Origin of the sequence: Microbacterium sp. NPDC090014 (assembly GCF_044748285.1) — a bacterium.
GTDB lineage: Bacteria > Actinomycetota > Actinomycetes > Actinomycetales > Microbacteriaceae > Microbacterium.
The window spans coordinates 66,141-88,609 of the sequence record NZ_JBIVFS010000002.1 but is presented as its reverse complement, the minus strand read 5'-3'; the positions used below and the strand labels follow the sequence as shown (position 1 = coordinate 88,609).

Below are 22,469 nucleotides of genomic sequence, written 5' to 3'. Positions count from 1 at the left end.
GTCAGAGGTCGCGCGTGCGGATCGGGTAGAGCCAGAAGCACAGCCACGCGAGGGCGGCGAAGACGAGCGGGACCACCGCGACCATGACGCGGATCCCGCCGTCGACGGCCTCCGGCTGCGCATCGCCGAGCGAGGCGTCGAAGCCGGATGCCGTGAGCACCACCGCCGCCACGACGGCCTGCAGCACGACCGAGCCGCGCACGACGAAGCCGTTCACCCCGAAATACGCGCCCTCGCGTCGATGACCGGTGCGCGTGGCGTCCTCGTCGATGATCTGGGCGAGCACGACCTCGAGCAGCTGCAGAAGACCGCCGACGCCGACGCCCACTGCGACGCCGATGAGCGCTGCGGCGAGCACGGTCGACGGCAGCAGGTAGCCGAGCACGGAGATCCCGAACACGGCGACGCTCCACAGCAGCGCTGCGCGGGGTGAGGTGCGGCGCACGATCGCGCTCCACAGCACGATCGACGGGATGGCTGTGACGAAGATCGCCCCCAGCAGCAGGCTCGCCTCGCCCTCGGCGGCGCCCAGCGAGTAGCGCACGTAGAACGGCAGCGCCGCGAGGATGACGGCGATCGAGGTCTGGATGAACAGCGAGCCGAGCACGTAGGGCACGAACGCCCGGTTCGCGAACGTGTACTTCAGCTGGTCGCCCCAGCGCATCGCCTCGGATGCGGCCTCGGGCACTCGACGCTCGATCATGCCGCCGAAGAACGACCAGACGAGCAGCACGAGGCAGACCGCCGAGAGCACGAGGGCCATTCCCGGCCAGCCGATCGAGTCGTACAACGCAGGGGCACCCGCGGTGCCGAGCACCATGCCGAGGATCGCGAAGATCTGCCGGGGCACGTTGCCACGCGCCCGCTCATCGGTGGTGCGGAAGATCTCGGGGAACAGCGCCGAGATGTTCAGCACGACCACGACGAAGGCGATGTCGTACACCGCCACCACGATCAGGAACCAGACGATCAGCCCGGCGGTCGGCAGCTCCGGCGGCATCCACACCAGCGCGAAGGCGACCACGAGCGGCACGATGCCGAGACCGATCCACGGGATACGGCGGCCCCACGGCGTGCGGATGCGGTCGGACAGCGCCCCGACGACCGGGTTGAGCACCGCGTTCAGCACGCCGTGCGCGATCATCGCCGCGGCCACCCATGCTGGCGCGACACCGAGGTGGGTGACGTAGAAGTAGACGACGAACGCCGAGAACGTCTGCGCCATGAGCTGGGTCGGGAACCCCGATGCTCCGAACGCGATGGACTGAGCCCTCGTGGGTGCGGCGTCGAGTCGTCGGTCGCGCAGCCGCGTCGTCAGCGAGGTCATGCGCGTCGGCTCCGCTGCAGATCGCGCAGATCGCGCCATCCGAGCCGCACCAGTCCCTCGTCGGCGAACACCTGCAGCACCTCGGGGTCGGAGAGCAGGCGAAGCTCGTGCCCGCGTTTGGCCGCACCGAAGTCGACGGCCGCGCGCAGCTCGTCGTCGTCGACCATCGGATGCAGGTAGATCTCGGTCACTCCGGCCGGAACCGCGCGCAGCAGCGCGATGAACCCGTCGCGCACCTGTTCGTACGACTCGTCCGGCGCCTCTTCGAACGGGTGGCTCCACAGCCGATCGATGATCTCGACGCCGAGCGCGTCGGCGGCGGCCGAGGCCTCGGCGAGCTTCGCCTGCAGGGCGGCGTCGTCGCCGGTCCCGTCCATGCTGCGCGGCAGCCGGAACGGCAGGCCGTTGCGGGCGGCGAGCTCGAACACCGGGCCGAGGAAGTCCCGCCCGGTGAGCAGACCGTAGACAGACCCCATGTGGTTGTCGAGATGCGTCACGTCGACCCCGGCATCCAACGCCGTCTGCAGCTGTGCGGCGATCTCGGCGGTGACGTCGTCGACCGACGCGAGCTCTTCGATCGCGAGAACGCCGGCGGGAAAGTACCCCGCGTCGTCGACGAGGGTGGTGTCGGTGCCGGTGAGGGGCCGCCAGCGGTAGTCGGTCCACTCGCTCGTGAGCACGAGGTGCACGCCGACGTCGAGGTCGGCGCGCGAGGCCGCGAAAGCGAGCGCCTCGGGTGCCCACGCGCACGGCACCATGAGCGTCGTCGAGTCGATGTGCCCCGCATCGAGCAGCTGCATGATCGCGGTGTTGGCCGCGTGGCACATGCCGAAGTCGTCGGCGTTGATGATCACGCCCCTGGCTCCCGGCGCGAGGCCGAGGCGATCCGCGAGGTCCGAGGTCATCGCCGACTCCTGTCCGATGCGGGAAGCAACCGCGAGAACACGGTCGCGCGAAGAGCGGATGCCGCCTCACCGACTGCGCCGACCAGCGGCGCCTCCGGGCCGAACGACGAGACGAGGAGGGTGAGCGGGAGCTGCGGGGCGAGCTCTTCGGCGAAGGCGACCGCCGCTCGGGCCAGCGCCGGGTGGGCGGCCGTGCCGCTGAGGAGGAACGCCTCGGGGTCGAGCACGAGCGCGATGCTGCCCGCGATCAGGGTGAGTCTGCGTCCCATCTCGGCGGCCATGGCGAGTGCGGCCGGATCGCCGGCGGAGGCGGCGTCGAGATGCTGGTCGATCGTCTCGTCCGGGTCACGCCCGTTCGCCAGGGCGAGGTCGCGCACGACGGCGTCACCGAGCACGGGAGCGCCGATCGGCAGCGGACTCTGCGGCAGATACATGACCTCGCCGGCCACGCCCGAGAAGCCCCGGTGCAGGGAGCCGTCGATCACTATGCCGGCGCCGAGTCCGTCGTCGAGGAGCAGCAGCGCGAAGCTGCTGAGCGCCGCGCCGGCGCCCTCGGAGAGCTCGGCGAGCGCCGCGAGGTTGACGTCGTTCTCCACCCGCACCGGGCAGCCGAGGCGCGTCGACAGGGCGTTCTTGAACGCGCCGCCGTCGGGACCCTGATCATCGCGGATGCCCCCGTCGGCGGTGACGATGCCCGGGATGCCGACGACCGCCAGCAGCAGCGGACCGGCCACCGCCCTCTGACAGGCATCGATGAGGCCGGCGATGTGCTGCACGCGGTCCCCGCGCACGGGGAAGGCGGCGTGGCTCTCGGCCCGCACGGCTCCGGTGGGGTCGACCAGCGCGACGTGGGCGGCGTGGGCGTCGACGTGCACTGCCGCGGCGAGTCCGAGATGAGGATGCAGCGAGACGCGCCCTGCTGCCGGTCCCCGCGTGTCACGGTCGACGCCCGCAGCGGCGACCGCCGACGATGATTCGAGCATCCGCAGCACCTGCGTCACCGCAGTGCGCGAGAGACCGGTCTCGGCGACCAGTTCGGCGCGGGTGAGCGGGCCTCGGCGCGCGAGCGTCTCGAGGATCGCGCGGCCGTTGAGTGTTCGGAGCAGGGTCTGGGGCCCCGCAAGTGGTCGTGCCAAGTTGATCCCCCCGGATTCGACGTCCGCCCCAGCTTGACACATCGCGTCATACGTGTCGAGAGATCCGGATCCTGATCCGCGTCATGATCCGCGGCCGTGCGCGTCTTGCTTCAGGGAGCCACCGCGGCCCCGCACGACCACAGGGAGGAGGCATCCGATGCGACCGACCATCCCGCACCGGCTCGACCGACGTCCGTCGTCGCGCATCGACACTCCTACCCCGGCCGTGTACCCCTATGAGGTGACGGCCCTGCTCGAGCGCGGATGGTGGGTGCTGCACGTCGCCGACCTCGACGTGCGCGGCGTCGCCGCGACGCTCGCCGAGGTCAGATCGGCCGCAGAGCTGCTGCTCGCGCGAGCGCTCGATGCCCCCGTCGGCAGTGTGCCGATGACGATCTCGGTGGTGCGGTTCACGCGAGGGTCGCTCATCCGCTCGCGCTGGTAGCCCGAGACCCGCCGTCAGTCCAGCGCGGACATCACGTGCTTGATGCGCGTGTAGTCGTCGAAGCCGTACTGCGAGAGGTCTTTGCCGTAGCCCGAGTGCTTGAAACCGCCGTGAGGCATGTCCGAGACGAACGGGATGTGGGTGTTGATCCACACGCAGCCGAAGTCGAGGTCGCGCGAGAAGCGCATCGCGCGGGCATGATCGGCGGTCCACACCGACGATGCGAGGGCGTAGGGCACGTCGTTCGCCATCTCGAGCGCCTGCTCCTCGGTCTCGAACGACTGCACGGTCAGCACCGGGCCGAAGATCTCGCCCTGCACGGCCTCGTCGTCCTGATGCAGACCCGACACGATGGTCGCCTCGAAGAAGTAGCCCTTCTCACCCTGACGCGCACCGCCGGTCTCGATCGTGGCGTGTGCAGGCAGGCGGTCGACGAAGCCCTGCACCTGAGCGAGCTGGGCAGCGCTGCTGAGGGGACCGTAGAGCACGCCCTCCTCGTGCGGAGCGCCCGTGCGGGCATCCGTCTTCGCCTTCTCGACGAGCGCGGCGACGAACTCGTCGTGCACAGACGAGTGCACGAGCACGCGGGTGGCCGCGGTGCAGTCCTGTCCGGCGTTGAAGAACGCGCCGGTGACGATGCCGGATGCCGCCTTGTCGAGGTTCGCATCGGGAAAGACGATCGCGGGCGCCTTGCCGCCGAGCTCAAGGTGCACCCGTTTGACGTCGTTCGCCGCGGATCGCGCGACGGCCATCCCGGCGCGCACGGATCCGGTGATGGCGACCATCTGCGGCGTCGGATGCTCGACCAGTGCCACGCCGGTGTCGCGGTCGCCGAGCACGACGTTGAGCGTGCCGGCGGGCGTGTGCAGCGCGACGATCTCGGCGAGCAGCAGGGTGGTCAGGGGCGTCGACTCGGCGGGCTTCAGCACGACCGTGTTGCCTGCGGCGAGCGCCGGGGCGATCTTCCACACGGCCATGTTCAGCGGATAGTTCCAGGGGGTGACCTGTCCGATCACGCCGATCGGCTCGCGGCGCACGAACGAGGTGTGGCCGGCGAGGTACTCACCCGCCGCGCGTCCTTCGAGACTGCGGGCGGCTCCGGCGAAGAAGCGCAGCTGGTCGATCGACTGCAGGATCTCGTCGGCCACGAGGCTGGCTCGCGGCTTGCCGGTGTCCTTCGACTCGAGGTCGGCGAACTCCTCGGCGCGGCTCTGCATCTCATCGGCGATGCGGAACAGCGCGAGCTGGCGATCGGCGGGAGTGGTGTCGCGCCAGATCGGGAACGCGGCGGATGCGGCGGCATAGGCGGCGTCCACGTCGGAGGCGTCCGAGACCGGCAGCTCGCCGTAGGCCTCCTCGGTCACCGGGTCGATCAACGGCATCCGCTGCTGCCCGCTCACGGGAACGTACTGCCCGCCGATGAAGTTCTGTAGGAGTTCTGTGGCCATGCTCGCCATGCTAGCGATCGGATCACGAATACAGAAGAGTGAAGTGACCTTGACGATGGAATCAGTTGCCAGGGAGCGCCGATCCTGTCAATATCGACACATGAGCACCACGCCGAAGCAGCCCGTGTTGGACGACATCTCGAAGCGGATCGTCGAGTTGCTGCAGGAGGACGGTCGACGGCCCTATGCCGAGATCGGCCGAGAGGTGGGGCTCAGCGAGGCGGCGGCCCGTCAGCGCGTGCAGCGGATGACCGAGGCGGGCATCATCCAGATCGTCGCCGTGACCGACCCGATGCAGCTCGGCTTCAACCGCATGTCGATGATCGGCATCCGCGTCACGGGCGACCCGCGGCTGATCGCGGAGGAGCTGACGAAGATCACCGAGCTCGCGTACGTCGTCGTGACGCTCGGCACGTTCGACATCCTCGTCGAGGCGGTGTGCGAGAGCGACAGCCACCTGCTCGATCTGATCGCGACCCGCATCCGTACGATTCCCGGCATCACGCACACCGAGAGCCTGCTCTACGCAGGGCTCTACAAAGACCTCTACAACTGGGGCACGCGCTGAGGCGCGGGTCCGGAAGGAGAACACCATGGGAACCACGGTCTTCGAACGTCGCCGCCCCGCGGATGCCGTGATCGATGCCTCGCTGCGCGACACCGCGTTCAGCGTGTTCTGGCTCGATGACGTCGAGCGCGTCTCGCACCCCGCGCTCACCGACAGCATCACCGCCGACCTCGCCATCGTCGGCGGTGGCTATGCCGGCCTCTGGACCGCCGTGCGCGCGAAGGAGCGCGATCCTCAGCGCAAGGTCGTGCTGCTCGAGGCGTCGCGCATCGCGTGGGCCGCGTCGGGCCGCAACGGAGGGTTCTGCGAGGCGAGCCTCACACACGGGCACGAGAACGGCCTCACGCGCTGGCCCGACGAGATCGACCGCCTGGAAGAGCTGGGGATCGAGAACCTCGACGGCATCGAAGAGACCGTGAAGCGGTACGGCATGGATGCCGACTTCGAGCGCACCGGTCAACTCGCCGTGGCCGTCGAGCCGCACCAGGTGGAGTGGCTGCGCGAGGAGGAGGGATTCCTCGACCGCGAGGCCGTGCAGGCCGAGGTGCATTCCGACACGTTCCTCGCCGGCGCCTGGGAGCGCGATGCCTGTGCGCTCGTGCACCCCGCCAAGCTCGGTCTCGAGCTGGCGCGCGTCGCGGTCGAACTCGGGGTCGAGATCTACGAGCAGTCGCTCGTGCGCGAGGTCATCGGCGACGGATCGAGCGCGATCACGCTCGTCACACGTGACGGCGGGCAGGTGCGAGCGGATGCCGTGGCTCTCGCCACGAACGTCTTCCCCTCGCTGCTCAAGCGCAACCGCCTGATGACGGTTCCCGTCTACGACTACGTGCTCATGACCGAGCCGCTGACCGACGAGCAGCTGGCGTCGATCGGGTGGTCGAACCGCCAGGGCCTGGCCGACAGCGCCAACCAGTTCCACTACTACCGCCTCACCGCCGACAATCGCATCCTGTTCGGCGGATACGACGCGGTCTACCATTTCGGCGGCAAGGTGCGACCCGAGTACGAGGATCGCGCCGAGAGCCACCGCAAGCTCGCCTCGCACTTCTTCACGACGTTCCCCCAGCTCGAGGGGCTGCGCTTCACGCACCGGTGGGCGGGGGCGATCGACTCGTCGAGTCGCTTCTGCGCGTTCTTCGGCACCGCCCGCAAGGGACGCGTGACCTACGCGACCGGGTTCACCGGGCTCGGCGTCGGCGCCGCGCGCTTCGCCGCCGACGTCATGCTCGACAAGCTGTCGGGCGAGCCGACCGAGCGCACCGAGCTCGCGATGGTGCGCGAGAAGCCGATCCCGTTCCCGCCCGAGCCCGTCGCCTCGATCGGCGTCAACCTCGTGCGAGCGGCGATGAACCGGGCCGATCACAACGAGGGCAAGCGCAACCTGTTCCTCAAGACGCTGGATGCCGTCGGCATGGGCTTCGACTCGTGAGCGAGCTCGCGCCGGGCGAGCTCGCGCCGGGAACCGGAGTGGATGCCGCGGCGCTGCCGCTGATGCACGAACCGCTGCCTGCGGTGGACGTGCTCATCGGTCGCCCGACGACGGCTGTGCAGGCGTTGGGGACTCTGGGTGAGGTCGAGATCGGCATCTGGGAGATGACGCCCGGCACGGCATCGGACACCGAGGTCGACGAGGTTTTCGTCGTGCTGACCGGTCAGGCGCGGATCGAGTTCGTCGACCCCCCGCTGCCCGCCGTCGAGGTCGGCCCCGGGTCGGTCGTGCGCCTCGCCGCGGGGCAGCGCACCGCGTGGACGGTCACCGAGACGCTGCGGAAGATATATATCGCCTGACGTGCGGCATCGACGGCGACCGCCTGGATGCTGCGCATGAGTGTGTGCCATCCGTCGGCGAGCTCGTTCCGATCACCAATTCCTCGGTGGATGTTCGGCGCGCCCGTCGATAGTGTCATGGGCAAAGCACAAGGGGGGTCAACGTGTCTCAGACCGCGAGGCGGGAGGCGCCGACGACAGAGTCCGCAGTGCCGGGCATGGAGATCATCGCTCGCGTTCGGCGCCTGGTCGTGGTCGCGCTGGTCGCCGCTCTGGGCTACTCGACGTTCATGACGAGCGGCAAGGGATACTGTCCAGGTGGCGTCGCAGCGGACGGCGGTTTCATCGATGCAGCCGGCAACGCGACCGAGACCGCGCCGACGTGCGTGTATCTCGCTCTGCAGCCCAGCCCGTTGATCCTCTTCGCGTTCGCCGCGATCGTATTGGCGGCGATCACCGCGGTGCTGCGCCGCGCGCAAGACATCCCCTCAGCAATCCGATACCTCGATCGGGCCGCTGTTGCCATTGCGATCCTCGCCGTCGTCTCGGTCGCGATCAGCCAGATCTGGTTCGCGATGATCCCGATCACCGAGTGGGACGGAACAGGGACGTTCTTCTACCCTTTCCCCTTCGGATCCGTGGAGCTCACGACCGAACCGATGTCCGCTGGTCAGGCAATGCTCGTCGAGCTGACGACGGAGCATGCTCAGAACGCTCACCTATGATCTCTGCATGCGTCGACCTTGGCTGTTCGGTGGTTCTCTGGTGGCGGCCCTGTTGGCGATGACCGGCTGCGGCCTCGTGGCGCCGGCAAGCGGTCCCGATCGCTCCGAAACCGTGTCTGTGCCGGGTGGCACGTGCGAGATCGAATGGTGGCTCAGTCCCGCGGTCGACGATCCGCCCGCCGAGGCCAGCAGCATCGCCACCAAAGCTCTCGATGAGGCGGTGGTCAGCGAGTCTCAGTGGTCGGAGTGGTATTCGCTCCTCGACGATGATCCTGACCTCGACTCCGTTCCCGAGATCAGGCTCCGAGGGTCCGCCTACTTGGAATCCGTGCGGGAGGACGTGCGGGACGCTCTGGAAGAAGCGGGCTACCCCGATATCGAGCGAGTCATCGAGGTGTATTCGCACCTGTCCTGCTCGTGATGCGTTCGTGAAAGAGAGCGGCGATGAGTGAGCGCACCCTCACGGCATCCCGGCACCCGCGGATGCTGCAGACAGCGGCGACAGTGGCAGTGGCCGCAGCGACGATCGCGGTGATCGGCGTGGCCGTGGTCGATTCCGCATCCGGTGGCGATGCTCAGCTGCTGCTCGGCACCTTGCCGTCACGACACATCATCGGAGCATCCACGATCCTCGCGTTCATCGCGATCAGCTACATGCTCTGCACCGTCTCGGCGCCTTCCGGCTGGCTCGGACTGATCGTGATCGGGCGACTGCTGTCGATCGGCGGAACCGTGGTGGCAGTGTTCTGGGGGTTTCTGACCATGCCGTGGCTCGTCACCCCCCTACTGGCCGACGGGGGCGAATCGGGATACGTCGTCGAAGAGAGGTCTTTCCTCTTCCTGTCATCGATAGACGTGCTCGAGCAGGATGGGCTGCTCGCCACCCCAGTCCTGCACACGAGCGCGGACGACGGCCATCAGCCGTTCACCGCCGGCGACTACGGCACGCGGATCGCCAACGGGCAGATCGCCGGATGGTTCGCCCTCGAGCCCGGACCGGCCGCGAGGCTGACCAGGTTCGAGCTTCCGCTGCTGCAGTCGCCGAACTGCCAGTAGCTGTGCGCTGCCGACGCTCGTGACTGCGCTCGCGCCCGCCACGTGCCACTATGGGGCCGTGCGGATCGTCGGCAGTGCCTCCCTGACCATCACCGCGACGCTCATCGGACTTTTCGGGGCTCTCATGCTCGGCTTAGCCGGCCTCAGCTTGGCGGGCCCCGGCCTCACGGTCATCGAGTACGCCGATTCGGACGATACCGAGCGGGCGATCGGTATCGGGATGGGCATCATCGCGCTTGTGGTCTGGCTCGTGCTGCTGCTGTCGGCCGTGCTGGTGGGGCTAGGCGACGTGTATCCGAAGCGCGAGCGACGTGCCACGGTATGGAGCATCGTGGGGCTCAGCACGGTCCTCGTGATGGGGGCGTTGATCGCCGTGCTGGCTACGCCGCCTCCCCTGTACCACTAACCCGCTACCGACGGGTCCGCGTCGTCAGCGTTCCTCGTGAAGCTTTTCTTCGACGCGAATCGCTACCGATGAGTGCCGGGTCACGACCGTCCCGGCAGGGGGCGTCTGATGCAAGACGAGGTAGTTCCGCCCCCATGCCAGTGCGCCGATCGGCGGACCGTCAGGGTCTGGATTGGCGAGGGTCACACCCGCGGCCGAGGCAATCTCTTGGGCGGCCCGGAATGACATGCCCTCGACCAGTGGAACCGTGACCGCTTCTCCCACGCTCTCCCACATGAGATGGACACTACGCCGCCGAAGGCCCACTCGTGTCCGACATCTACCGTGTACGTCAGCAACGACTGATACCGTTTCGCGCTACTGGTTGAGAAGATTCGTTTCGGCGATGAGGTCGAGACGGGACAACAGCAGGTCTCCGGTCGACGCAACGATCGCGAACGCGTTGATGGTGATAGCGACCGCGATGGCGGCGAGAACCGCGATTTGCGTGAGACGGTATCGGCGCTTCCACGCAATTCCGACCACCAAGAATCCGGTCAGAACGGCGATAACCTGGCCGGCGACAGTAGCAAACGCCATGCGCATGGCGGTGTCTTCGGTGAGTGCGCCCCAGCTGTTGAATGCCGTCGCAAAGGCGAGCGGGACGACGACAACGCCGAGTGCAAGGATCGCGATGGGCCGGAGTTGCGGCCGACGATGCGGAGCCGCCGTTGAACCCTGCTCGGCGATCTGGGCTGCCATGAGCCCGACGGTATCAGGGGCAGACGCGTACCCGCCAGAGTACGACTTCTGGTCAGGGGCCGAGGGGGCTCTTTGCTCGAAGGTCGCCTGCCGCAATCGATCGTTACGGAGCAGTCGCGTCGAGCGCCGTAAACGCCTTGCCGTAAACGGGGTTCAAAACCTGGTTCTGACACCCGTTTCCGGAGGTTGAGGTTGTCAAGTAGTTCGGCATGACAGTACGAGCGGGAACCAGTGTCGATCGCGCAGTTGGGAGTCATCGCCGATGCTCACCCAGGTGCCTTCAGCAATCGGGGCGATCCCTGACGGCTGACCATCGTTCGATACGGGTTCATTGGAGACGTCAGGGTATTCGCGGAGCCACGCTGACTACGGTGGACACGTGGTGAACACGACAGAAGCACCCCCATCGCGACAAGCGAAGCGCAGAGCCGTCTCCGTGCTTCTCGTGGCCGCGGGCTGCGCAGTACTGACGGTGACAGTGCTTGCGAGCATTCACTCCTTCTTTTTGAGCGCCCCGGAGAACTTTGACCCGACGTCCTTCTATCTGGCGATGTTGCTGATTGTCGGCTGCGTTCTGGTCTCTCACGTTGCGGCCGCGCCGCTCGACGATGACGCGGACGCCGATTGGTTTCTCGCCGTAGCCATCATCACCGGCGCCCCCGCCATACTGTTCACCCTCGCGATGTTGTGGCTGCCGTTTCTCTTCGCGCTGGACCGGGAGTGGATGGCTCTCGCCTTCATTCCCGTGCTCCCCGTGGTCTCGGGTCCCGCCCTCGGAGTGGGCATCAGCGCCGCTTACCTGTTACGTGCCGACGAGCCGGCCTGGCAACGGCGCGTGACTACCGTTGCCGTGATCTTCACTGCCACCGGCGTGGCACAGCTGCTCCTACTCGTCATCTCCAAGAACAGCCTGAGCTGATCGCTCACTGGCTCCGTAGTGATGCGGAGAATTGGGAGGCGTTCGACTCCTGCCGAAAACGATCCTTTGCGGCGCTCGAGCGCTCCGCCGTCTCGACCAGCCTCCGGAAACGTGAGCCATAACCCGCTATGGGCGGGCCCTTTCGGCCGGAGCTCAGTGGGACGTCCCGACTAGAGTTCCGCGGCCAGGCGGCCAAGGAATGCCGCCTGGCCGCCACCGATGACGTGGGCTTTCCTAAGTGGGATCCAGTAGAGCTCGAATCGGATGCGCTCGCCCGCGCCGTCGCTCTCTTCAAACGCCTCCCACCGTTCAGGCAGATCAGCGCTATCCGTGGTGAGGTGGAAATAGTGCCGCGCATGAATGGCTTCAGCGTACGGGCGCATGTCGTACTCGCCGGCCCCTAGGAATCGCACGACGCGCAACCCCTCCAGTCCGGTTTCCTCGCGCGCTTCTCGAAGCACCGCATCCTCTGGGAGCTCTCCTGATCTGATCGTCCCAGCAGGCACTTGCAATCCAGCCTCGTCCCAGGGCAGATCAGCGTGCCTCAGCACCACCATCCGGTCATCTCTGACGATATAAGCGACCACCTTGTGCGGACGGTTCATAGCTCCCTCTCAAGGTCGAAGCGCTTGGCGATCCGACGCATACGGCGCGCCCGCCAGGATAGCCGAGGGCTGGGACCCGGCGTGAGGTGCCGAGGATGGGGATAGTTTCCGGCAGGACAGCGGCATCGCACCGGCGGCAGACGCGCAACAGCCGCCCGCCGCCCGATCTCAGAGTGCCGCGACCAGCACCTCGACGGCGCGGCGCACCCGCGCTGTCCGCACCTCGTCGGGGTCGAAATCACCCATGAAGACGTTGCCGAGTGCGGCTGAGAGTGTTCCGTCGGCGACCAGCTCGCAGGTCGCCGCACCGGCGTTCGGGTACTCCGCTGCCGCGAGCGCGGCCAGGGTGGTGCGCGTGCTGCCGTATGCCTCCGTGAGGACCTCGGCGATGGAGGGGTTCGTGCGGGAGAGCTCGACGAAACCGAGCACGACGGCGTTCTCGGCATCCGATCGGGTGAAGTCCTCGCCGAACAGGTAGTCGAGCGCCTCGGTGAACGACGTCAGGGTGGACGGGAGGATCGTCAGCCCGCCCTTCTCATCGGAGAAGACGTGCCGCGCGGTCTCCGCGAGCAGCTGATCGCGGTTCCCGACGAAGTGCCGCACATGTCCGCGCGACATCCCTGCCGCCTCGGCGATGCGGTCGAGTGAGGTTCCGGCGATGCCGTGCTGGGCCACGGTCTGCAAGGTGGCTTCGATGATCTGGTCGCGTCGTTCTGCGGCCACGGTCGGACGTGCCATCGTTCCCCCTTTTCCCTGCATCAGCAGGATACATAGATGTTACAAGTTTTTAGTCTAGTCAGACTTGACTATTAACTTCGACGGACTTACGTTGTGATTCATCGAGCACCGCGGTCTTCCCGGCGCAGAGGTTTCGAAGGAGAGCAATGACCCGCTACATCCGCATCCCCGCGGCACCCGAGAGCGACCTGGCGCGTCCCGCCCGCATCCGGATGCGCGACGGCGTGCTGCTCGCGGCGGACGTCTACCTCCCCTCGGACGGCGGCGACCGCGCCGGCGACACCATCCTCATCCGCCTGCCGTACGACAAGAGCGGCACCTACACCTACATCCCGTTGATCGCCGAGTACCTGATGGCCCGCGGCTACCGCGTGGTCGCCCAGGACGTGCGGGGCAAGTTCCGCTCCGAGGGCGAGGCGCTGCTCTTCGTCAACGAGGTGCGGGACGGCGAGGACACGCTCGACTGGATCGTGCAGCAGCCGTGGTCGAACGGCCGGGTCGCGATGTGGGGCGACAGCTACTACGGCTACACCCAGTGGGCGGCAGCGGCCAGTGGCCACCCCGCGCTCAAGGCGATCGCGCCTCGCGTCACCGGCACCCGCCTCGGCGAACCCGTGCATCGCGCACCCGGCGAGCGCGTCTCGGACGTCGAGTGGGCGATCACCTACCTCTATCCGGTGAGCCATTTCCATGGCAACGACACCTACATGTGGGAGCCGGACTGGACTCGGCGCGACTTCGCCGCCCAGGTCGAAGACTTTCTCGCCGAGGCCGGAGAGCGCTCGATCTCTTACGACCAGTGGTACCCGCGGCCTGTTCACCTGCCGCGCTTCCCGCTCGGCTCGCCCTTCGCCGGCCGTTCGGTTCCAGCGCTGCACACGATCGGCTGGTGGGACAACTGCTCGCCCCTGTCGTGGGCCGATGTCGACGACATCGCGAAGAGTCCGGCGTGGGCCGCTCACCATCACCTCCGCATCGAGTCGATCGACCACGAGGGCTACGAGCTGCTCAGCGACCCGGCCGACCGCGTGGCCGAGCGCACCGACGACCAGGTGCGTGCGCTCCTCCCCCGCACTCTCGACCCCGCGCTCGAGTTCTTCGAGGTCTACCTGCGCGGCCACGGCGCCCCGTCCGACATCCCCGCAGTGCGCTGGAACCTCGCCGGTACGACAGAGGAGCGGACGGATGCGGCGTGGCCGCCCGCCGGCATCCGCACCGTCACGCTGCAGGCGACCGCAGAGGGAGGGCTGCGCACGGATGCTGCGGCGCAGCCGACCGAGCTGACGTGGACGCACGACCCCGATGACCTCGTGCCATCGAGCGCCGAGGACGCCTTCTCGTTCCTCCTCGAGATGCCGGATGACGCACCGATCGGCGCCCGCGACGATGTGCTCGTCTTCACGTCGTCTCCGGTCGCCGCCGATGTCGACCTCGCCGGCCCCGTGAGCGCCACCGCGACGGTCCGCTCCGACGGCCCCGTGCTCGACCTGTTCGTCCGACTGCTCGACGTCTCACCCGACGGCACAGCACTGCGCATCGCCCGCGGGCAGCGTCAGATCGCCGAAGCCACGACGCCCGCGACCATCGACATCGGCCTGGGGCAGATCGGATACCGGCTCCAGGCCGGCCACTGCCTCCGCGTTCACGTGTCGAGCAGCGACTATCCCGAGTTCATCCCCCAGACCGGCACCGGCGCCGACCCGTGGGCCTGGGGGCCGACCGCGACCAATCAGCAGCACCTCACCGTCGGGGGCCCCGACGGGCTCACGATCCACCTCCCCGTCCTGGATGGAGAACTGTCATGACCACGAACACCCCTCAGCCCGAGCCGATCCTCGAGTACGCCTTCGAGATCCGGGTCGACGTCGACACCGACATCCACCTGGGCCGTGGACCGCACGAGGTGCTCGCCTTCACCCCCATCACCGGGGGCACGATCGATGGCCCCCTGCTGCAGGGCACGGTTATCGCCGGTGGAGGCGACTGGTCTGTCGAGCGCGACGGCACGTTCCAGCTCGAGGCGCGCTACCTGCTGCGCGCAGCCGACGGTGCGGCGATCGACATCCTCAACTGCGGCTACTACCGCGAAGAGGCCGACGGCTCGTCGTACTTCCGCACCGCCCCGGTCTTCCAGACCGACGCACCCGAACACAGCTGGCTGAGCCGCAACCAGTTCATCGGCCTCGCCCGCGACGAGGACGAGCAGATCTGCATCCGCGTCTACGTCGTCAGATGACCCGCACCGCCCGCACCACCACCCCCGGCGGGGTCGACGACGCTCCCGCTGCACGCACCTGAGAGGACCCGACATGACCCGCACCACCCGACGCCGGTTCACCGTCGCCGCCGCCCTGGCGACCGCGACCGTTCTCGCCGCCACCGCCTGTGCACCGCGCGCCGGCACGACAGACTCGTCCACTGACGAGATCGACGCCTCGTCGCTGGTCACCGCGCTGCCCGCGGCGACCACGCCCGTCGACGAGGTGACGTGGGCGGTCGTCGAGGGCGAACCTCAGACGCTCGACCCGTCGTCCTCTGCCAACATCATCATCCCGAACCTGTGCGACAGCCTGCTCACGGTCGAACCCGACTTCACCCTCGAAGCGGGCATCGCCGAGACGGCCGAGTGGGTCGATCCCGTGACCTTCGAGATCACGGTGCGCGATGGCGTCACCTTCTGGGACGGAACTCCGGTGACCGCCGCGGACGTCGCCTACAGCCTGGAGCGCAACCGCACCCCCGCGTCGCAGTGGTACGCGGCCTTCGCACTGGTCTCGAGCATCGAGACGCCCGACGACGACACCGTCATCGTGCACTTCGCAGCCCCGGACACGACATTCCGCGATGCCCTCGGCGGCGGAGGCGGAGCCGTCATGAGCTCCGCCTTCGGCGCCACCGCGGGTCAGGACCTCGGAACCTCCGGCGGCGGCCTGATGTGCGCGGGCCCATACCAGCTCGACGAGTGGAAGCCGGGCTCCGAGATCTCGGTCACCGCGAACCCTGACTACTGGAACGGCGCTCCGCTGACCGACCGCATCCGCTTCGTGTTCGTCACCGACGGCCCCACGCTCACCTCCGCCCTGACGGCTGGCGAGATCGACGGTGCATTCACCGTGCCTCCCGGATCGCGGCAGAGCTTCGAGGCCGACAGCGGCGCCGGCCGCCTGATCGCGGGACCCTCCACGGCCTCGTACAGCTTCGGCCCCGCGTCGGCCGACAGCGCGGCCGCCGACCCGCGAGTGCGGCAGGCGCTGAGCCTCGCCATCGATCGCGACGTCTACATCGACACCGTCCTGCAGGGGCTCGGCGAGGTGCAGAAGACGATCGTGCCCCCGTTCGTGTGGAGCGGCATGGAGGCGAAGGACATCTACCAGGATGCCTACGACGCCCTCCCCGCACCCGAGGTCGACCTGGATGCGGCCAAGAAGCTGATCGCCGAGTCCGGCATCGACACCTCGGTGCCCCTTGTGCTCGCGGTGCCTGCCGGCGCGAAGGAGTTCTCGCAGACGGCATCCATCGTGCAGAGCGCGGCCAAGGACATCGGCCTCACCATCTCGATCGACGAACGCCAGCCCGCCGACTTCGGGGCACTGTTCTACACGCCCGAGCTGCGCGAGGGCATCGACTTCGTCGCGACGACCGGATACCTCGAGGTGCCCGGCGTGCTCGGCTACCCGCAGCTGTTCATGCTGCCGGCCGAGATCGGCGGCATCTTCAACTGGTCGGGCTATGCGAACGACGAGGTGACGGCCGACCTCCAGGCGGCGCGCACAGCGACGGATGCCACCACAGCGGCCGACGCGTTCGTGAGCGCACAGGAGATCTTCGCCGCCGACCAGCTGCAGGTCACCCTCGCCGGCGCCTACCAGCTCACCTACCTGTCCGACGACCTCACCGGGATCACCACCTCGGTCGCGATCTACAGCTCCCCCTGGGCGCTGCACCTCGGCGGCGAGTGAGTCGTCCAGGACGACAGAACGGATCCCCTCATGATCAGGACGGTGCTCGGAAAGCTGGGCGGACTCGCGCTCACGCTCTTCCTCGCCAGCGTCATCATCTTCTCGGCGCTGCTGCTGACGCCCGGAGACCCGGTGTCGGCGCTGGCGGGCGGTGCTCGTCCGACCCCGGAGCTCATCGCGGCCATCCGCGCCGAGTACCGACTCGACGACCCGGTCTGGTTGCAGTACCTGCACTGGCTCGGCGGCGTCGTCACCGGCGACTTCGGCCGGTCGTTCGTCTACAAGACCGACGTCTCCGTGCTCGTGGGGGCCCGCTTCGAGGTGACCTTCCAACTGGTGCTGCTCACGACGGCCCTGATCGCGGTGTTCGGCCTCGGCTCCGGCATCCTCGCCGCGGTGAGCGGCCGCCGTACCGACATGATCGTCTCAGTCTCGACATCGCTCGGCATGGCTCTGCCGACGTTCATCGTCGCGATCCTGCTGATCTGGATCTTCGCCACCTCGCTCGGCTGGTTCCCGACCTTCGGGGCGGGTGACGAAGGACTCGATCGGCTCTGGCACCTCGTTCTGCCGGCGGCGTCGCTCGCGCTGATGTTCATCGCGTACATCAGCCGGGTGACGCGCAGCGCTCTCGTGGCGCAGCTGCACTCCGAGCATGTCGAGACGGCCCGGGTCCGCGGCATCCCGTGGCCGCGGGTGTTCCGTCGACACGTCTTCCATAACGCGGCGCCGCAGATCCTGGCGATCTCGGGCACGACGATCGCCGGGCTCTTCGCGGCCTCGGCAATCGCCGAGCAGGCCTTCGGCCTCGGCGGCATCGGCTCCCTCCTCACCGAGGCTGCGGCCCGCAAAGACCTCCCGGTCGTGCAGGTCGTCTCGCTGCTGCTCGTCACGCTGTTCGTGGTGCTGAACGCGATCGCCGACCTGCTGGCGGCGGCGATCGATCCCGACAGTGCGGGAACCAGGAGGAACGCATGAGCGTCGGTCAGCTCGCCGCGGGGCGCATCCCCGTCGCCGCACGTCGTCTCGCCCTACGGGACCCGCTCGTGGTCGTGGCCGCCGTCGTGCTCGCGGTCATCGCCGTGATCGCCGTCGCCGGCCCGTGGCTCGCACCCTACTCACCCGACCAGCTCTACGTCGGGCCCACGAACGGCGTGGTCTCCCTCGACCATCCGTTCGGCACCGATGACCTCGGCAGGGACATCCTGTCGCGGGTTCTCGCCGGCGCCTCGGCCAGTGTCACGGCCCCGGTCATCGTCGTCGTGCTCTCCACCACGCTCGGCATGGCGCTGGCCGTCACCTCCGCCTGGTTCGGCGGATTCGTCCGCGGCACGATCGCGCGCATCATCGACGTGATCTTCGCCATCCCGGGCCTGGTACTCGCCGTCCTCGCCGTGGCCATGCTCGGCAAGGGACTCGTCGCCCCGGTCATCGCACTGTCGATCGCGTACATCCCGGTCGTCGCGCGCCTCACCCAGACGGCGGCCTCGCGCGAACTGGGTCGTCCCTACGTCGCAGCGCTGCGGGTGCAGGGGGTGTCGAGCGCGGCGATCTGCTTCCGTCATCTGATCCCCGCACTCATCCCGGTCGTCGCGGCCCAGGCGACGGTCGGCTTCGGCTACGCGATGCTCGACCTCGCCGCGATCTCGTTCCTGGGTCTCGGCCAGCAGCCTCCCGCCGCCGACTGGGGATCCATGATCGCCGGAGGGCAGGCCGCCATACTCGCCGGGGCTCCCGAGCAGTCGCTCTTCCCGGCGGCGCTGATCGTCGTCACCGTGCTCGCGGTCGGCATCATCGGCGCACGCACCACCACCTGGGCAGAGGAGAAGGAACGATGACGGCACCGGTGCTCGAACTGCAGGGCCTGGCGATCGGCATGCCGACTCCCGAGGGGCCCCGCATGCTGGTTCACGACTGCACGCTCGACGTCGACCTCGGCGAGTCCGTCGGCCTCGTCGGCGAGTCCGGCTCGGGGAAGACGCTGAGCGTGCGGGCGATCGCCGGCCTCCTGCCCGAGTCCTTCACGACGGCGGGAAGCATCAGCGTCGAAGGCCAGGACCTCGCGTCCCTCGACGACCGCGGGCGACGCGAGCTGCGGGCGCTGCGCATCGGCATGGCGTTCCAGACGCCCCGCGCGCACCTCAACCCGCTGCGGACGATCGGCGACTTCCTCACCGAGGCGCTGGTCACCGTGGCAGGCTTCACGGTCGACGCCGCCGAGCGTCGTGCGATAGAGCTACTCGACGAGGTCGGAGTCCCCTCTCCCGCCCGTCGACTGCGTCAGCGACCGGCCGAGCTGTCGGGCGGCCTGCTGCAGCGGGTCATGATCGCATCCACTCTGGCGATGGATCCGCGCCTGCTGCTCGCCGACGAGATCACCACCGCCCTCGATGTGACCACACAGGAGGAGGTCATGGCGGTGATCGGCGACCTGCGTCGCCATCGCGACCTGTCGCTGCTGTTCATCACCCACGACCTCGCTCTCGCCGGTGCCGTGTGTGATCGGGTCGTGGTGATGAAAGAGGGGCGCACGATCGAGACGCTGCGGGCGGGCAGCATGAGAGAGGATGCCACGCAGGACTACACGCGCATCCTCATGTCGGCCTCGCTCGACGCCGTGCCGCTGACCGCGCCCGCGGGGCCGTCGAGTTCCGCCGACACCGAGCCGCTCCTGCGAGTGGACGGTCTCACCAAGCGATTCCGCGTGCGAGCGGCCCGTGGGCGCGGGCACGAGGTGCTCACCGCCGTCGACGACGTCTCGTTCACCCTCGCTGCCGGAGGATCTCTGGGCATCGTCGGGGAATCCGGGTCGGGTAAATCCACCACGGCCCGCATCATCTGCGGCCTGGAGCGCACGGATGCCGGCACCGTGCACGTCGGCGGCTCCGATTGGAGCACACCCGCCGCCTCGGGCACCGAGCGCCGCATCCGCGCGAAGACCGCGCAGATGGTCTTCCAGGATCCGTATCAGTCGCTCGACCGACGCCAGACCGTGCGACAGTGCCTCACCGAAGCGATCCGCGTGCACCGCCACGACGACGACCGCGCCGCGCTCTCCGCGCGAGTGGGCGCACTGATGGAGTCCGTGCGCCTCGACCCCGCCCTGCTCGACGCGCGTCCGCGCTCGCTCTCCGGAGGCCAGCGGCAGCGCGTGGCGATCGCGCGGGCACTGGCCGCCGAGCCGCGCATCCTCGTGCTCGACGAGGCCGTGTCGGCGCTCGACGTCACCACCCGAGTCGAGATCCTGACGCTGCTCGAACGCATCCGCCTCGAGACCGGCGTCGCGCTGCTGATGATCACACACGACCTCACCGTCATCCGCCGACTGTGCGACGACGTGGTGGTGATGCGCGAGGGCCGCATCGAGGAGCGCGGCGCTACCGGCACCGTGCTCGACGACCCTCAGGCTGAGTACACCCGCCTGCTTCTCGACTCGATCCCGAGCGAGGGCTGGGCACCGCAGCGGCGCATTCCGGTGCGCACCACTCCGATCCCGACGATCGGACTCGACCGACCGACCACGAGGAGACGGCGATGACCGACACCGAGCTGATGACCCCCGCATTCGAGTTCTGCTTCGAGCTGCAGGTCGATGTGACCCCGCCTCAGCGCATCGGTCGGGGTGAGGGCGGCCAGCTGCACTTCACTCCGATCATCGGCGGCCGCGTCACCGGGCCTCGCGCTGAAGGGCGTGTCGTTCCGGGCGGAGGCGACTGGTGGGTCGACCATGGCGTCACCACCCAGCTCGATGCGCGGTATCTCATCGAGATCGACGGCCATCTCGTCGATGTCGTCAACCGCGGCTATTGGCGGGCGAACGAGGCGGCGATCGCGCAGTTCGAGTCGGGCGGACAGCCGTCCGAGCACGATCTCTACTACCGCACGGCGTTCGTGTTCCAGACGGATGCGGAGCCCCTGCGTTGGCTCGCCGAGTCGCAGTTCGTCGGCTACGCGCGACCGGGAGACGACCAGGTCGTCATCCGCGTCTTCCGGGTGGTGTGACGAGATGATCGACGAGCACGACCAGAGCGGCGCAGCCGCCACGACGAGAGGCACGACCATGACCCGCACCCTCACCGCCGATCTGTGCATCGTCGACGGCCACGTGTTCGACGGCCGGGTGGTCACCGCCGACACCGCCGTCGCCATCCGCGGCGAGCGCATCATCGCGATCGGCTCCGACGACGAGATCCGTGCCCTGGCTGGCTCAGACACCCGGGTGATCGAGGCGGCCGGCGGCGGCATCCTTCCGGGTTTCGTCGACGCGCACATCCATGCCGCGTTCGCTGGTGTCGAGCGGCTCAGCTGCGATCTCACCGGCGCGAGCACGGTCGACGAGACGCTGTCGCTGATCGCGGCAGCGGCCGAGGCGACGGATGCCGAGTGGATCACCGGCGGCGGCTGGAGCCACGAACTGTTCCCGCACCCGACCAGGCAGCTGCTCGACGCGATCGTGCCCGACCGCCCTGTGGCGCTCAGCGACGCCGGGCACCACACCCTCTGGGTCAACTCGCGCGCGCTGCAGCTCGCCGGAGTCGACCGCGACACCCCGGCGCCGCCGAACGGTCACATCCACCATGACGACGAGGGCGAACCGACCGGATACCTCAACGAGACGGCGGCCGAGCTCGTCGGTCGAGCGATCCCGGCGTCGACCGATGCCGATATATCGGCTGGTCTGCTCAACGCGCAGGATTTCCTCTGGACGCTCGGCATCACCGGCTGGCACGAGGCCATCCTCGGCGAGTACAACGGCAAGGCCGACTGCACTGCCGCGTATCTCGCGACCATCGCCGACGGCACTCTCCGCAGCCGCACGTCCGGCGCGCTCTGGGTTCCCCCCGGCACCACCGCCGCGCAGGTGCCCGAGCTGGTCGAGCGCTTCGTCGCTGTGCGAACAGCGAACGCGGCCGCCGGATTCGACACATCGACCGCCAAGGCGATGGTCGACGGCGTTCCCCACGGCGAGACCGCGGCGCTGCTCGAGCCGTACTGCAGCCACGCCGGCAGCGGGGAACTGCACATCGACGCCGAGGCACTGGAGGCACTCGTCGTCTCGCTCGACGCCGCGGGGTTCGCGATGCACCTGCACATCATGGGCGACCGCGGCGTGCGTGTCGCCCTGGCCGCGGTCGAGGCTGCCCGACGCGCCAACGGCACCGGTCAGCGCCATCACTTCGCGCACCTGTCGATGGTCCACCCCGACGATGCCCGCCGCTTCGGCCCTCTCGGCATCACCGCGAACATCCAGGGCCTCTGGGCATCCGTCGACCCGGCCGTCGTGCCGATGATCGGCGACGCGCGGATGCGCGCGGGCTACCCGTTCCGGGCGATCGCCGACAGCGGTGCCGCGATCGCCATGGGGTCGGACTGGCCCGTATCGCCGGCCGACCCGTGGCTCGCGATCCACGTCGCCGTCAACCGCACTCTCCCCGGCCCCGACGGGCAGCCGCGCGAACCCCTCGACGCCACCCAGCGTCTCACCCTCACCGAGGCGCTCGCCGCGTACACCAGCGGATCCGCCGAGCTCGTGCTGGGCGGAGGGGGGATGCTGCGCATCGGCGGCCGTGCCGACATCGCGGTGTCGACCGTCGATCCGTTCGCCATCCCGGCCGAGGCGCTGATCAGCGTGGGCACCGCCGTCATGATCGTGGGCGGAGCCGTCGTGCACACGCGCGAGTGAATCGAGTCGGCGACGCACCGTCCCGTGCGTCGCCGCCT

The 22,469-nt window shown here is 68.5% G+C and carries 25 protein-coding genes; 17 read left to right on the top strand and 8 right to left on the bottom strand.

Annotation, left to right across the window (positions count from 1 at the left end; all coding sequences use genetic code 11):
• Nucleotide 1 precedes the first annotated feature (1 nt).
• From ACIPV5_RS13815 to ACIPV5_RS13805, 3 genes are read right to left on the bottom strand one after another with little or no spacing between them, the layout of a single operon-like run.
• Nucleotides 2-1,327, bottom strand: coding sequence for an MFS transporter (locus tag ACIPV5_RS13815; RefSeq protein ID WP_400341393.1), 1,326 nt, complete (start codon nucleotides 1,325-1,327; stop codon nucleotides 2-4).
• Nucleotides 1,324-2,232, bottom strand: a complete 909-nt coding sequence (locus ACIPV5_RS13810; RefSeq protein WP_056279274.1) for a polysaccharide deacetylase family protein — start codon at nucleotides 2,230-2,232, stop codon at nucleotides 1,324-1,326. The genes ACIPV5_RS13815 and ACIPV5_RS13810 overlap by 4 nt, the downstream gene beginning before the upstream one ends.
• The gene (locus ACIPV5_RS13805; protein WP_072591897.1) at nucleotides 2,229-3,368 is read right to left on the bottom strand and encodes an ROK family transcriptional regulator; all 1,140 of its coding nucleotides are present in this window, start codon (nucleotides 3,366-3,368) and stop codon (nucleotides 2,229-2,231) included. The genes ACIPV5_RS13810 and ACIPV5_RS13805 overlap by 4 nt, the downstream gene beginning before the upstream one ends.
• Nucleotides 3,369-3,525: 157 nt before the next feature.
• Here ACIPV5_RS13805 and ACIPV5_RS13800 point away from each other — a divergent pair, with 157 nt between their 5' ends.
• The gene (locus ACIPV5_RS13800; protein ID WP_053097764.1) at nucleotides 3,526-3,813 is read left to right on the top strand and encodes a hypothetical protein; all 288 of its coding nucleotides are present in this window, start codon (nucleotides 3,526-3,528) and stop codon (nucleotides 3,811-3,813) included.
• A gap of 14 nt (nucleotides 3,814-3,827) precedes the next feature.
• On the opposite strand, the gene ACIPV5_RS13795 is transcribed toward ACIPV5_RS13800, so the two are convergent.
• Nucleotides 3,828-5,261 carry a gamma-aminobutyraldehyde dehydrogenase gene (locus tag ACIPV5_RS13795; protein WP_400341390.1) on the bottom strand — a complete coding sequence of 478 codons (1,434 nt, stop codon included), beginning with the start codon at nucleotides 5,259-5,261 and terminating at the stop codon, nucleotides 3,828-3,830.
• A 100-nt stretch (nucleotides 5,262-5,361) separates the two neighbouring features.
• On the opposite strand from ACIPV5_RS13795, the gene ACIPV5_RS13790 reads away from it, so the two are divergent.
• The 7 genes from ACIPV5_RS13790 to ACIPV5_RS13760 all read left to right on the top strand — a co-directional run bounded on the left by ACIPV5_RS13790 (nucleotide 5,362) and on the right by ACIPV5_RS13760 (nucleotide 9,786).
• Nucleotides 5,362-5,829 carry an Lrp/AsnC family transcriptional regulator gene (locus tag ACIPV5_RS13790; protein WP_053097765.1) on the top strand — a complete coding sequence of 156 codons (468 nt, stop codon included), beginning with the start codon at nucleotides 5,362-5,364 and terminating at the stop codon, nucleotides 5,827-5,829.
• 25 nt (nucleotides 5,830-5,854) lie between these two features.
• Nucleotides 5,855-7,261, top strand: coding sequence for an NAD(P)/FAD-dependent oxidoreductase (locus ACIPV5_RS13785; protein ID WP_400341388.1), 1,407 nt, complete (start codon nucleotides 5,855-5,857; stop codon nucleotides 7,259-7,261).
• Complete coding sequence (locus ACIPV5_RS13780) at nucleotides 7,258-7,620, top strand: cupin domain-containing protein (protein ID WP_233277244.1); 363 nt, start codon at nucleotides 7,258-7,260, stop codon at nucleotides 7,618-7,620. Before ACIPV5_RS13785 ends, ACIPV5_RS13780 begins: the two co-directional genes overlap by 4 nt.
• Nucleotides 7,621-7,763: 143 nt before the next feature.
• Entirely contained in the window at nucleotides 7,764-8,324 is a 561-nt protein-coding gene (locus tag ACIPV5_RS13775) for a hypothetical protein (protein WP_400341386.1), read from the top strand.
• A 7-nt stretch (nucleotides 8,325-8,331) separates the two neighbouring features.
• Nucleotides 8,332-8,745: a hypothetical protein gene (locus ACIPV5_RS13770; RefSeq protein WP_400341384.1), complete on the top strand. Its 414-nt coding sequence runs from the start codon at nucleotides 8,332-8,334 to the stop codon at nucleotides 8,743-8,745.
• Nucleotides 8,746-8,768: 23 nt separating this feature from the next.
• Nucleotides 8,769-9,380, top strand: coding sequence for a hypothetical protein (locus ACIPV5_RS13765; RefSeq protein WP_400341382.1), 612 nt, complete (start codon nucleotides 8,769-8,771; stop codon nucleotides 9,378-9,380).
• 58 nt (nucleotides 9,381-9,438) lie between these two features.
• Complete coding sequence (locus tag ACIPV5_RS13760; RefSeq protein ID WP_400341381.1) at nucleotides 9,439-9,786, top strand: hypothetical protein; 348 nt, start codon at nucleotides 9,439-9,441, stop codon at nucleotides 9,784-9,786.
• Nucleotides 9,787-9,810: 24 nt separating this feature from the next.
• Here ACIPV5_RS13760 and ACIPV5_RS13755 read toward each other — a convergent pair whose 3' ends face one another.
• Nucleotides 9,811-10,062 (bottom strand): PASTA domain-containing protein, encoded by a 252-nt coding sequence (locus ACIPV5_RS13755; RefSeq protein WP_400341379.1) that lies wholly within the window; start codon nucleotides 10,060-10,062, stop codon nucleotides 9,811-9,813.
• 81 nt (nucleotides 10,063-10,143) lie between these two features.
• Nucleotides 10,144-10,527, bottom strand: a complete 384-nt coding sequence (locus tag ACIPV5_RS13750) for a hypothetical protein (protein ID WP_400341378.1) — start codon at nucleotides 10,525-10,527, stop codon at nucleotides 10,144-10,146.
• A 379-nt stretch (nucleotides 10,528-10,906) separates the two neighbouring features.
• Between ACIPV5_RS13750 and ACIPV5_RS13745 the strand changes: the two genes are divergently transcribed.
• Nucleotides 10,907-11,446, top strand: coding sequence for a hypothetical protein (locus tag ACIPV5_RS13745; protein WP_400341376.1), 540 nt, complete (start codon nucleotides 10,907-10,909; stop codon nucleotides 11,444-11,446).
• Between the two features lie 170 nt (nucleotides 11,447-11,616).
• Here ACIPV5_RS13745 and ACIPV5_RS13740 read toward each other — a convergent pair whose 3' ends face one another.
• On the bottom strand, nucleotides 11,617-12,051 hold the full coding sequence (locus ACIPV5_RS13740) for an NUDIX domain-containing protein (protein WP_400341374.1): 435 nt from the start codon (nucleotides 12,049-12,051) through the stop codon (nucleotides 11,617-11,619).
• Nucleotides 12,052-12,219: 168 nt separating this feature from the next.
• Nucleotides 12,220-12,789, bottom strand: a complete 570-nt coding sequence (locus ACIPV5_RS13735) for a TetR family transcriptional regulator (protein ID WP_400341371.1) — start codon at nucleotides 12,787-12,789, stop codon at nucleotides 12,220-12,222.
• A gap of 146 nt (nucleotides 12,790-12,935) precedes the next feature.
• Here ACIPV5_RS13735 and ACIPV5_RS13730 point away from each other — a divergent pair, with 146 nt between their 5' ends.
• The 8 genes from ACIPV5_RS13730 (at nucleotide 12,936) to ACIPV5_RS13695 (ending at nucleotide 22,431) form a co-directional block, all read left to right on the top strand.
• Entirely contained in the window at nucleotides 12,936-14,594 is a 1,659-nt protein-coding gene (locus ACIPV5_RS13730; protein ID WP_400341369.1) for a CocE/NonD family hydrolase, read from the top strand.
• Complete coding sequence (locus tag ACIPV5_RS13725; protein WP_400341367.1) at nucleotides 14,591-15,025, top strand: DUF3237 domain-containing protein; 435 nt, start codon at nucleotides 14,591-14,593, stop codon at nucleotides 15,023-15,025. Before ACIPV5_RS13730 ends, ACIPV5_RS13725 begins: the two co-directional genes overlap by 4 nt.
• Before the next feature lie 73 nt (nucleotides 15,026-15,098).
• The gene (locus tag ACIPV5_RS13720) at nucleotides 15,099-16,748 is read left to right on the top strand and encodes an ABC transporter substrate-binding protein (protein WP_400341365.1); all 1,650 of its coding nucleotides are present in this window, start codon (nucleotides 15,099-15,101) and stop codon (nucleotides 16,746-16,748) included.
• Nucleotides 16,749-16,778: 30 nt separating this feature from the next.
• Nucleotides 16,779-17,726, top strand: coding sequence for an ABC transporter permease (locus ACIPV5_RS13715; protein WP_295100879.1), 948 nt, complete (start codon nucleotides 16,779-16,781; stop codon nucleotides 17,724-17,726).
• The gene (locus tag ACIPV5_RS13710; RefSeq protein WP_400341364.1) at nucleotides 17,723-18,586 is read left to right on the top strand and encodes an ABC transporter permease; all 864 of its coding nucleotides are present in this window, start codon (nucleotides 17,723-17,725) and stop codon (nucleotides 18,584-18,586) included. Before ACIPV5_RS13715 ends, ACIPV5_RS13710 begins: the two co-directional genes overlap by 4 nt.
• The gene (gene nikE, locus ACIPV5_RS13705; RefSeq protein ID WP_400341362.1) at nucleotides 18,583-20,286 is read left to right on the top strand and encodes a nickel ABC transporter ATP-binding protein NikE; all 1,704 of its coding nucleotides are present in this window, start codon (nucleotides 18,583-18,585) and stop codon (nucleotides 20,284-20,286) included. Before ACIPV5_RS13710 ends, nikE begins: the two co-directional genes overlap by 4 nt.
• On the top strand, nucleotides 20,283-20,750 hold the full coding sequence (locus tag ACIPV5_RS13700; protein WP_400341361.1) for a DUF3237 domain-containing protein: 468 nt from the start codon (nucleotides 20,283-20,285) through the stop codon (nucleotides 20,748-20,750). Before nikE ends, ACIPV5_RS13700 begins: the two co-directional genes overlap by 4 nt.
• Before the next feature lie 4 nt (nucleotides 20,751-20,754).
• Nucleotides 20,755-22,431 carry an amidohydrolase gene (locus tag ACIPV5_RS13695; RefSeq protein ID WP_400341359.1) on the top strand — a complete coding sequence of 559 codons (1,677 nt, stop codon included), beginning with the start codon at nucleotides 20,755-20,757 and terminating at the stop codon, nucleotides 22,429-22,431.
• The last annotated feature ends 38 nt before the right edge of the window (nucleotides 22,432-22,469 follow it).

Excerpts from the sequence above, each read along its gene's own strand:
- ACIPV5_RS13815 (WP_400341393.1), bottom strand. The coding sequence starts at position 1,327 with ATGACCTCGCTGACGACGCGGCTGCGCGACCGACGACTCGACGCCGCA.
- ACIPV5_RS13810 (WP_056279274.1), bottom strand. The coding sequence starts at position 2,232 with ATGACCTCGGACCTCGCGGATCGCCTCGGCCTCGCGCCGGGAGCCAGG.
- ACIPV5_RS13800 (WP_053097764.1), top strand. The coding sequence starts at position 3,526 with ATGCGACCGACCATCCCGCACCGGCTCGACCGACGTCCGTCGTCGCGC.
- ACIPV5_RS13795 (WP_400341390.1), bottom strand. The coding sequence starts at position 5,261 with ATGGCCACAGAACTCCTACAGAACTTCATCGGCGGGCAGTACGTTCCC.
- ACIPV5_RS13790 (WP_053097765.1), top strand. The coding sequence starts at position 5,362 with ATGAGCACCACGCCGAAGCAGCCCGTGTTGGACGACATCTCGAAGCGG.
- ACIPV5_RS13785 (WP_400341388.1), top strand. The coding sequence starts at position 5,855 with ATGGGAACCACGGTCTTCGAACGTCGCCGCCCCGCGGATGCCGTGATC.
- ACIPV5_RS13770 (WP_400341384.1), top strand. The coding sequence starts at position 8,332 with ATGCGTCGACCTTGGCTGTTCGGTGGTTCTCTGGTGGCGGCCCTGTTG.
- ACIPV5_RS13765 (WP_400341382.1), top strand. The coding sequence starts at position 8,769 with ATGAGTGAGCGCACCCTCACGGCATCCCGGCACCCGCGGATGCTGCAG.
- ACIPV5_RS13755 (WP_400341379.1), bottom strand. The coding sequence starts at position 10,062 with ATGTGGGAGAGCGTGGGAGAAGCGGTCACGGTTCCACTGGTCGAGGGC.
- ACIPV5_RS13750 (WP_400341378.1), bottom strand. The coding sequence starts at position 10,527 with ATGGCAGCCCAGATCGCCGAGCAGGGTTCAACGGCGGCTCCGCATCGT.
- ACIPV5_RS13740 (WP_400341374.1), bottom strand. The coding sequence starts at position 12,051 with ATGAACCGTCCGCACAAGGTGGTCGCTTATATCGTCAGAGATGACCGG.
- ACIPV5_RS13735 (WP_400341371.1), bottom strand. The coding sequence starts at position 12,789 with ATGGCACGTCCGACCGTGGCCGCAGAACGACGCGACCAGATCATCGAA.
- ACIPV5_RS13730 (WP_400341369.1), top strand. The coding sequence starts at position 12,936 with ATGACCCGCTACATCCGCATCCCCGCGGCACCCGAGAGCGACCTGGCG.
- ACIPV5_RS13725 (WP_400341367.1), top strand. The coding sequence starts at position 14,591 with ATGACCACGAACACCCCTCAGCCCGAGCCGATCCTCGAGTACGCCTTC.
- ACIPV5_RS13720 (WP_400341365.1), top strand. The coding sequence starts at position 15,099 with ATGACCCGCACCACCCGACGCCGGTTCACCGTCGCCGCCGCCCTGGCG.
- ACIPV5_RS13715 (WP_295100879.1), top strand. The coding sequence starts at position 16,779 with ATGATCAGGACGGTGCTCGGAAAGCTGGGCGGACTCGCGCTCACGCTC.
- ACIPV5_RS13710 (WP_400341364.1), top strand. The coding sequence starts at position 17,723 with ATGAGCGTCGGTCAGCTCGCCGCGGGGCGCATCCCCGTCGCCGCACGT.
- nikE (WP_400341362.1), top strand. The coding sequence starts at position 18,583 with ATGACGGCACCGGTGCTCGAACTGCAGGGCCTGGCGATCGGCATGCCG.
- ACIPV5_RS13700 (WP_400341361.1), top strand. The coding sequence starts at position 20,283 with ATGACCGACACCGAGCTGATGACCCCCGCATTCGAGTTCTGCTTCGAG.
- ACIPV5_RS13695 (WP_400341359.1), top strand. The coding sequence starts at position 20,755 with ATGATCGACGAGCACGACCAGAGCGGCGCAGCCGCCACGACGAGAGGC.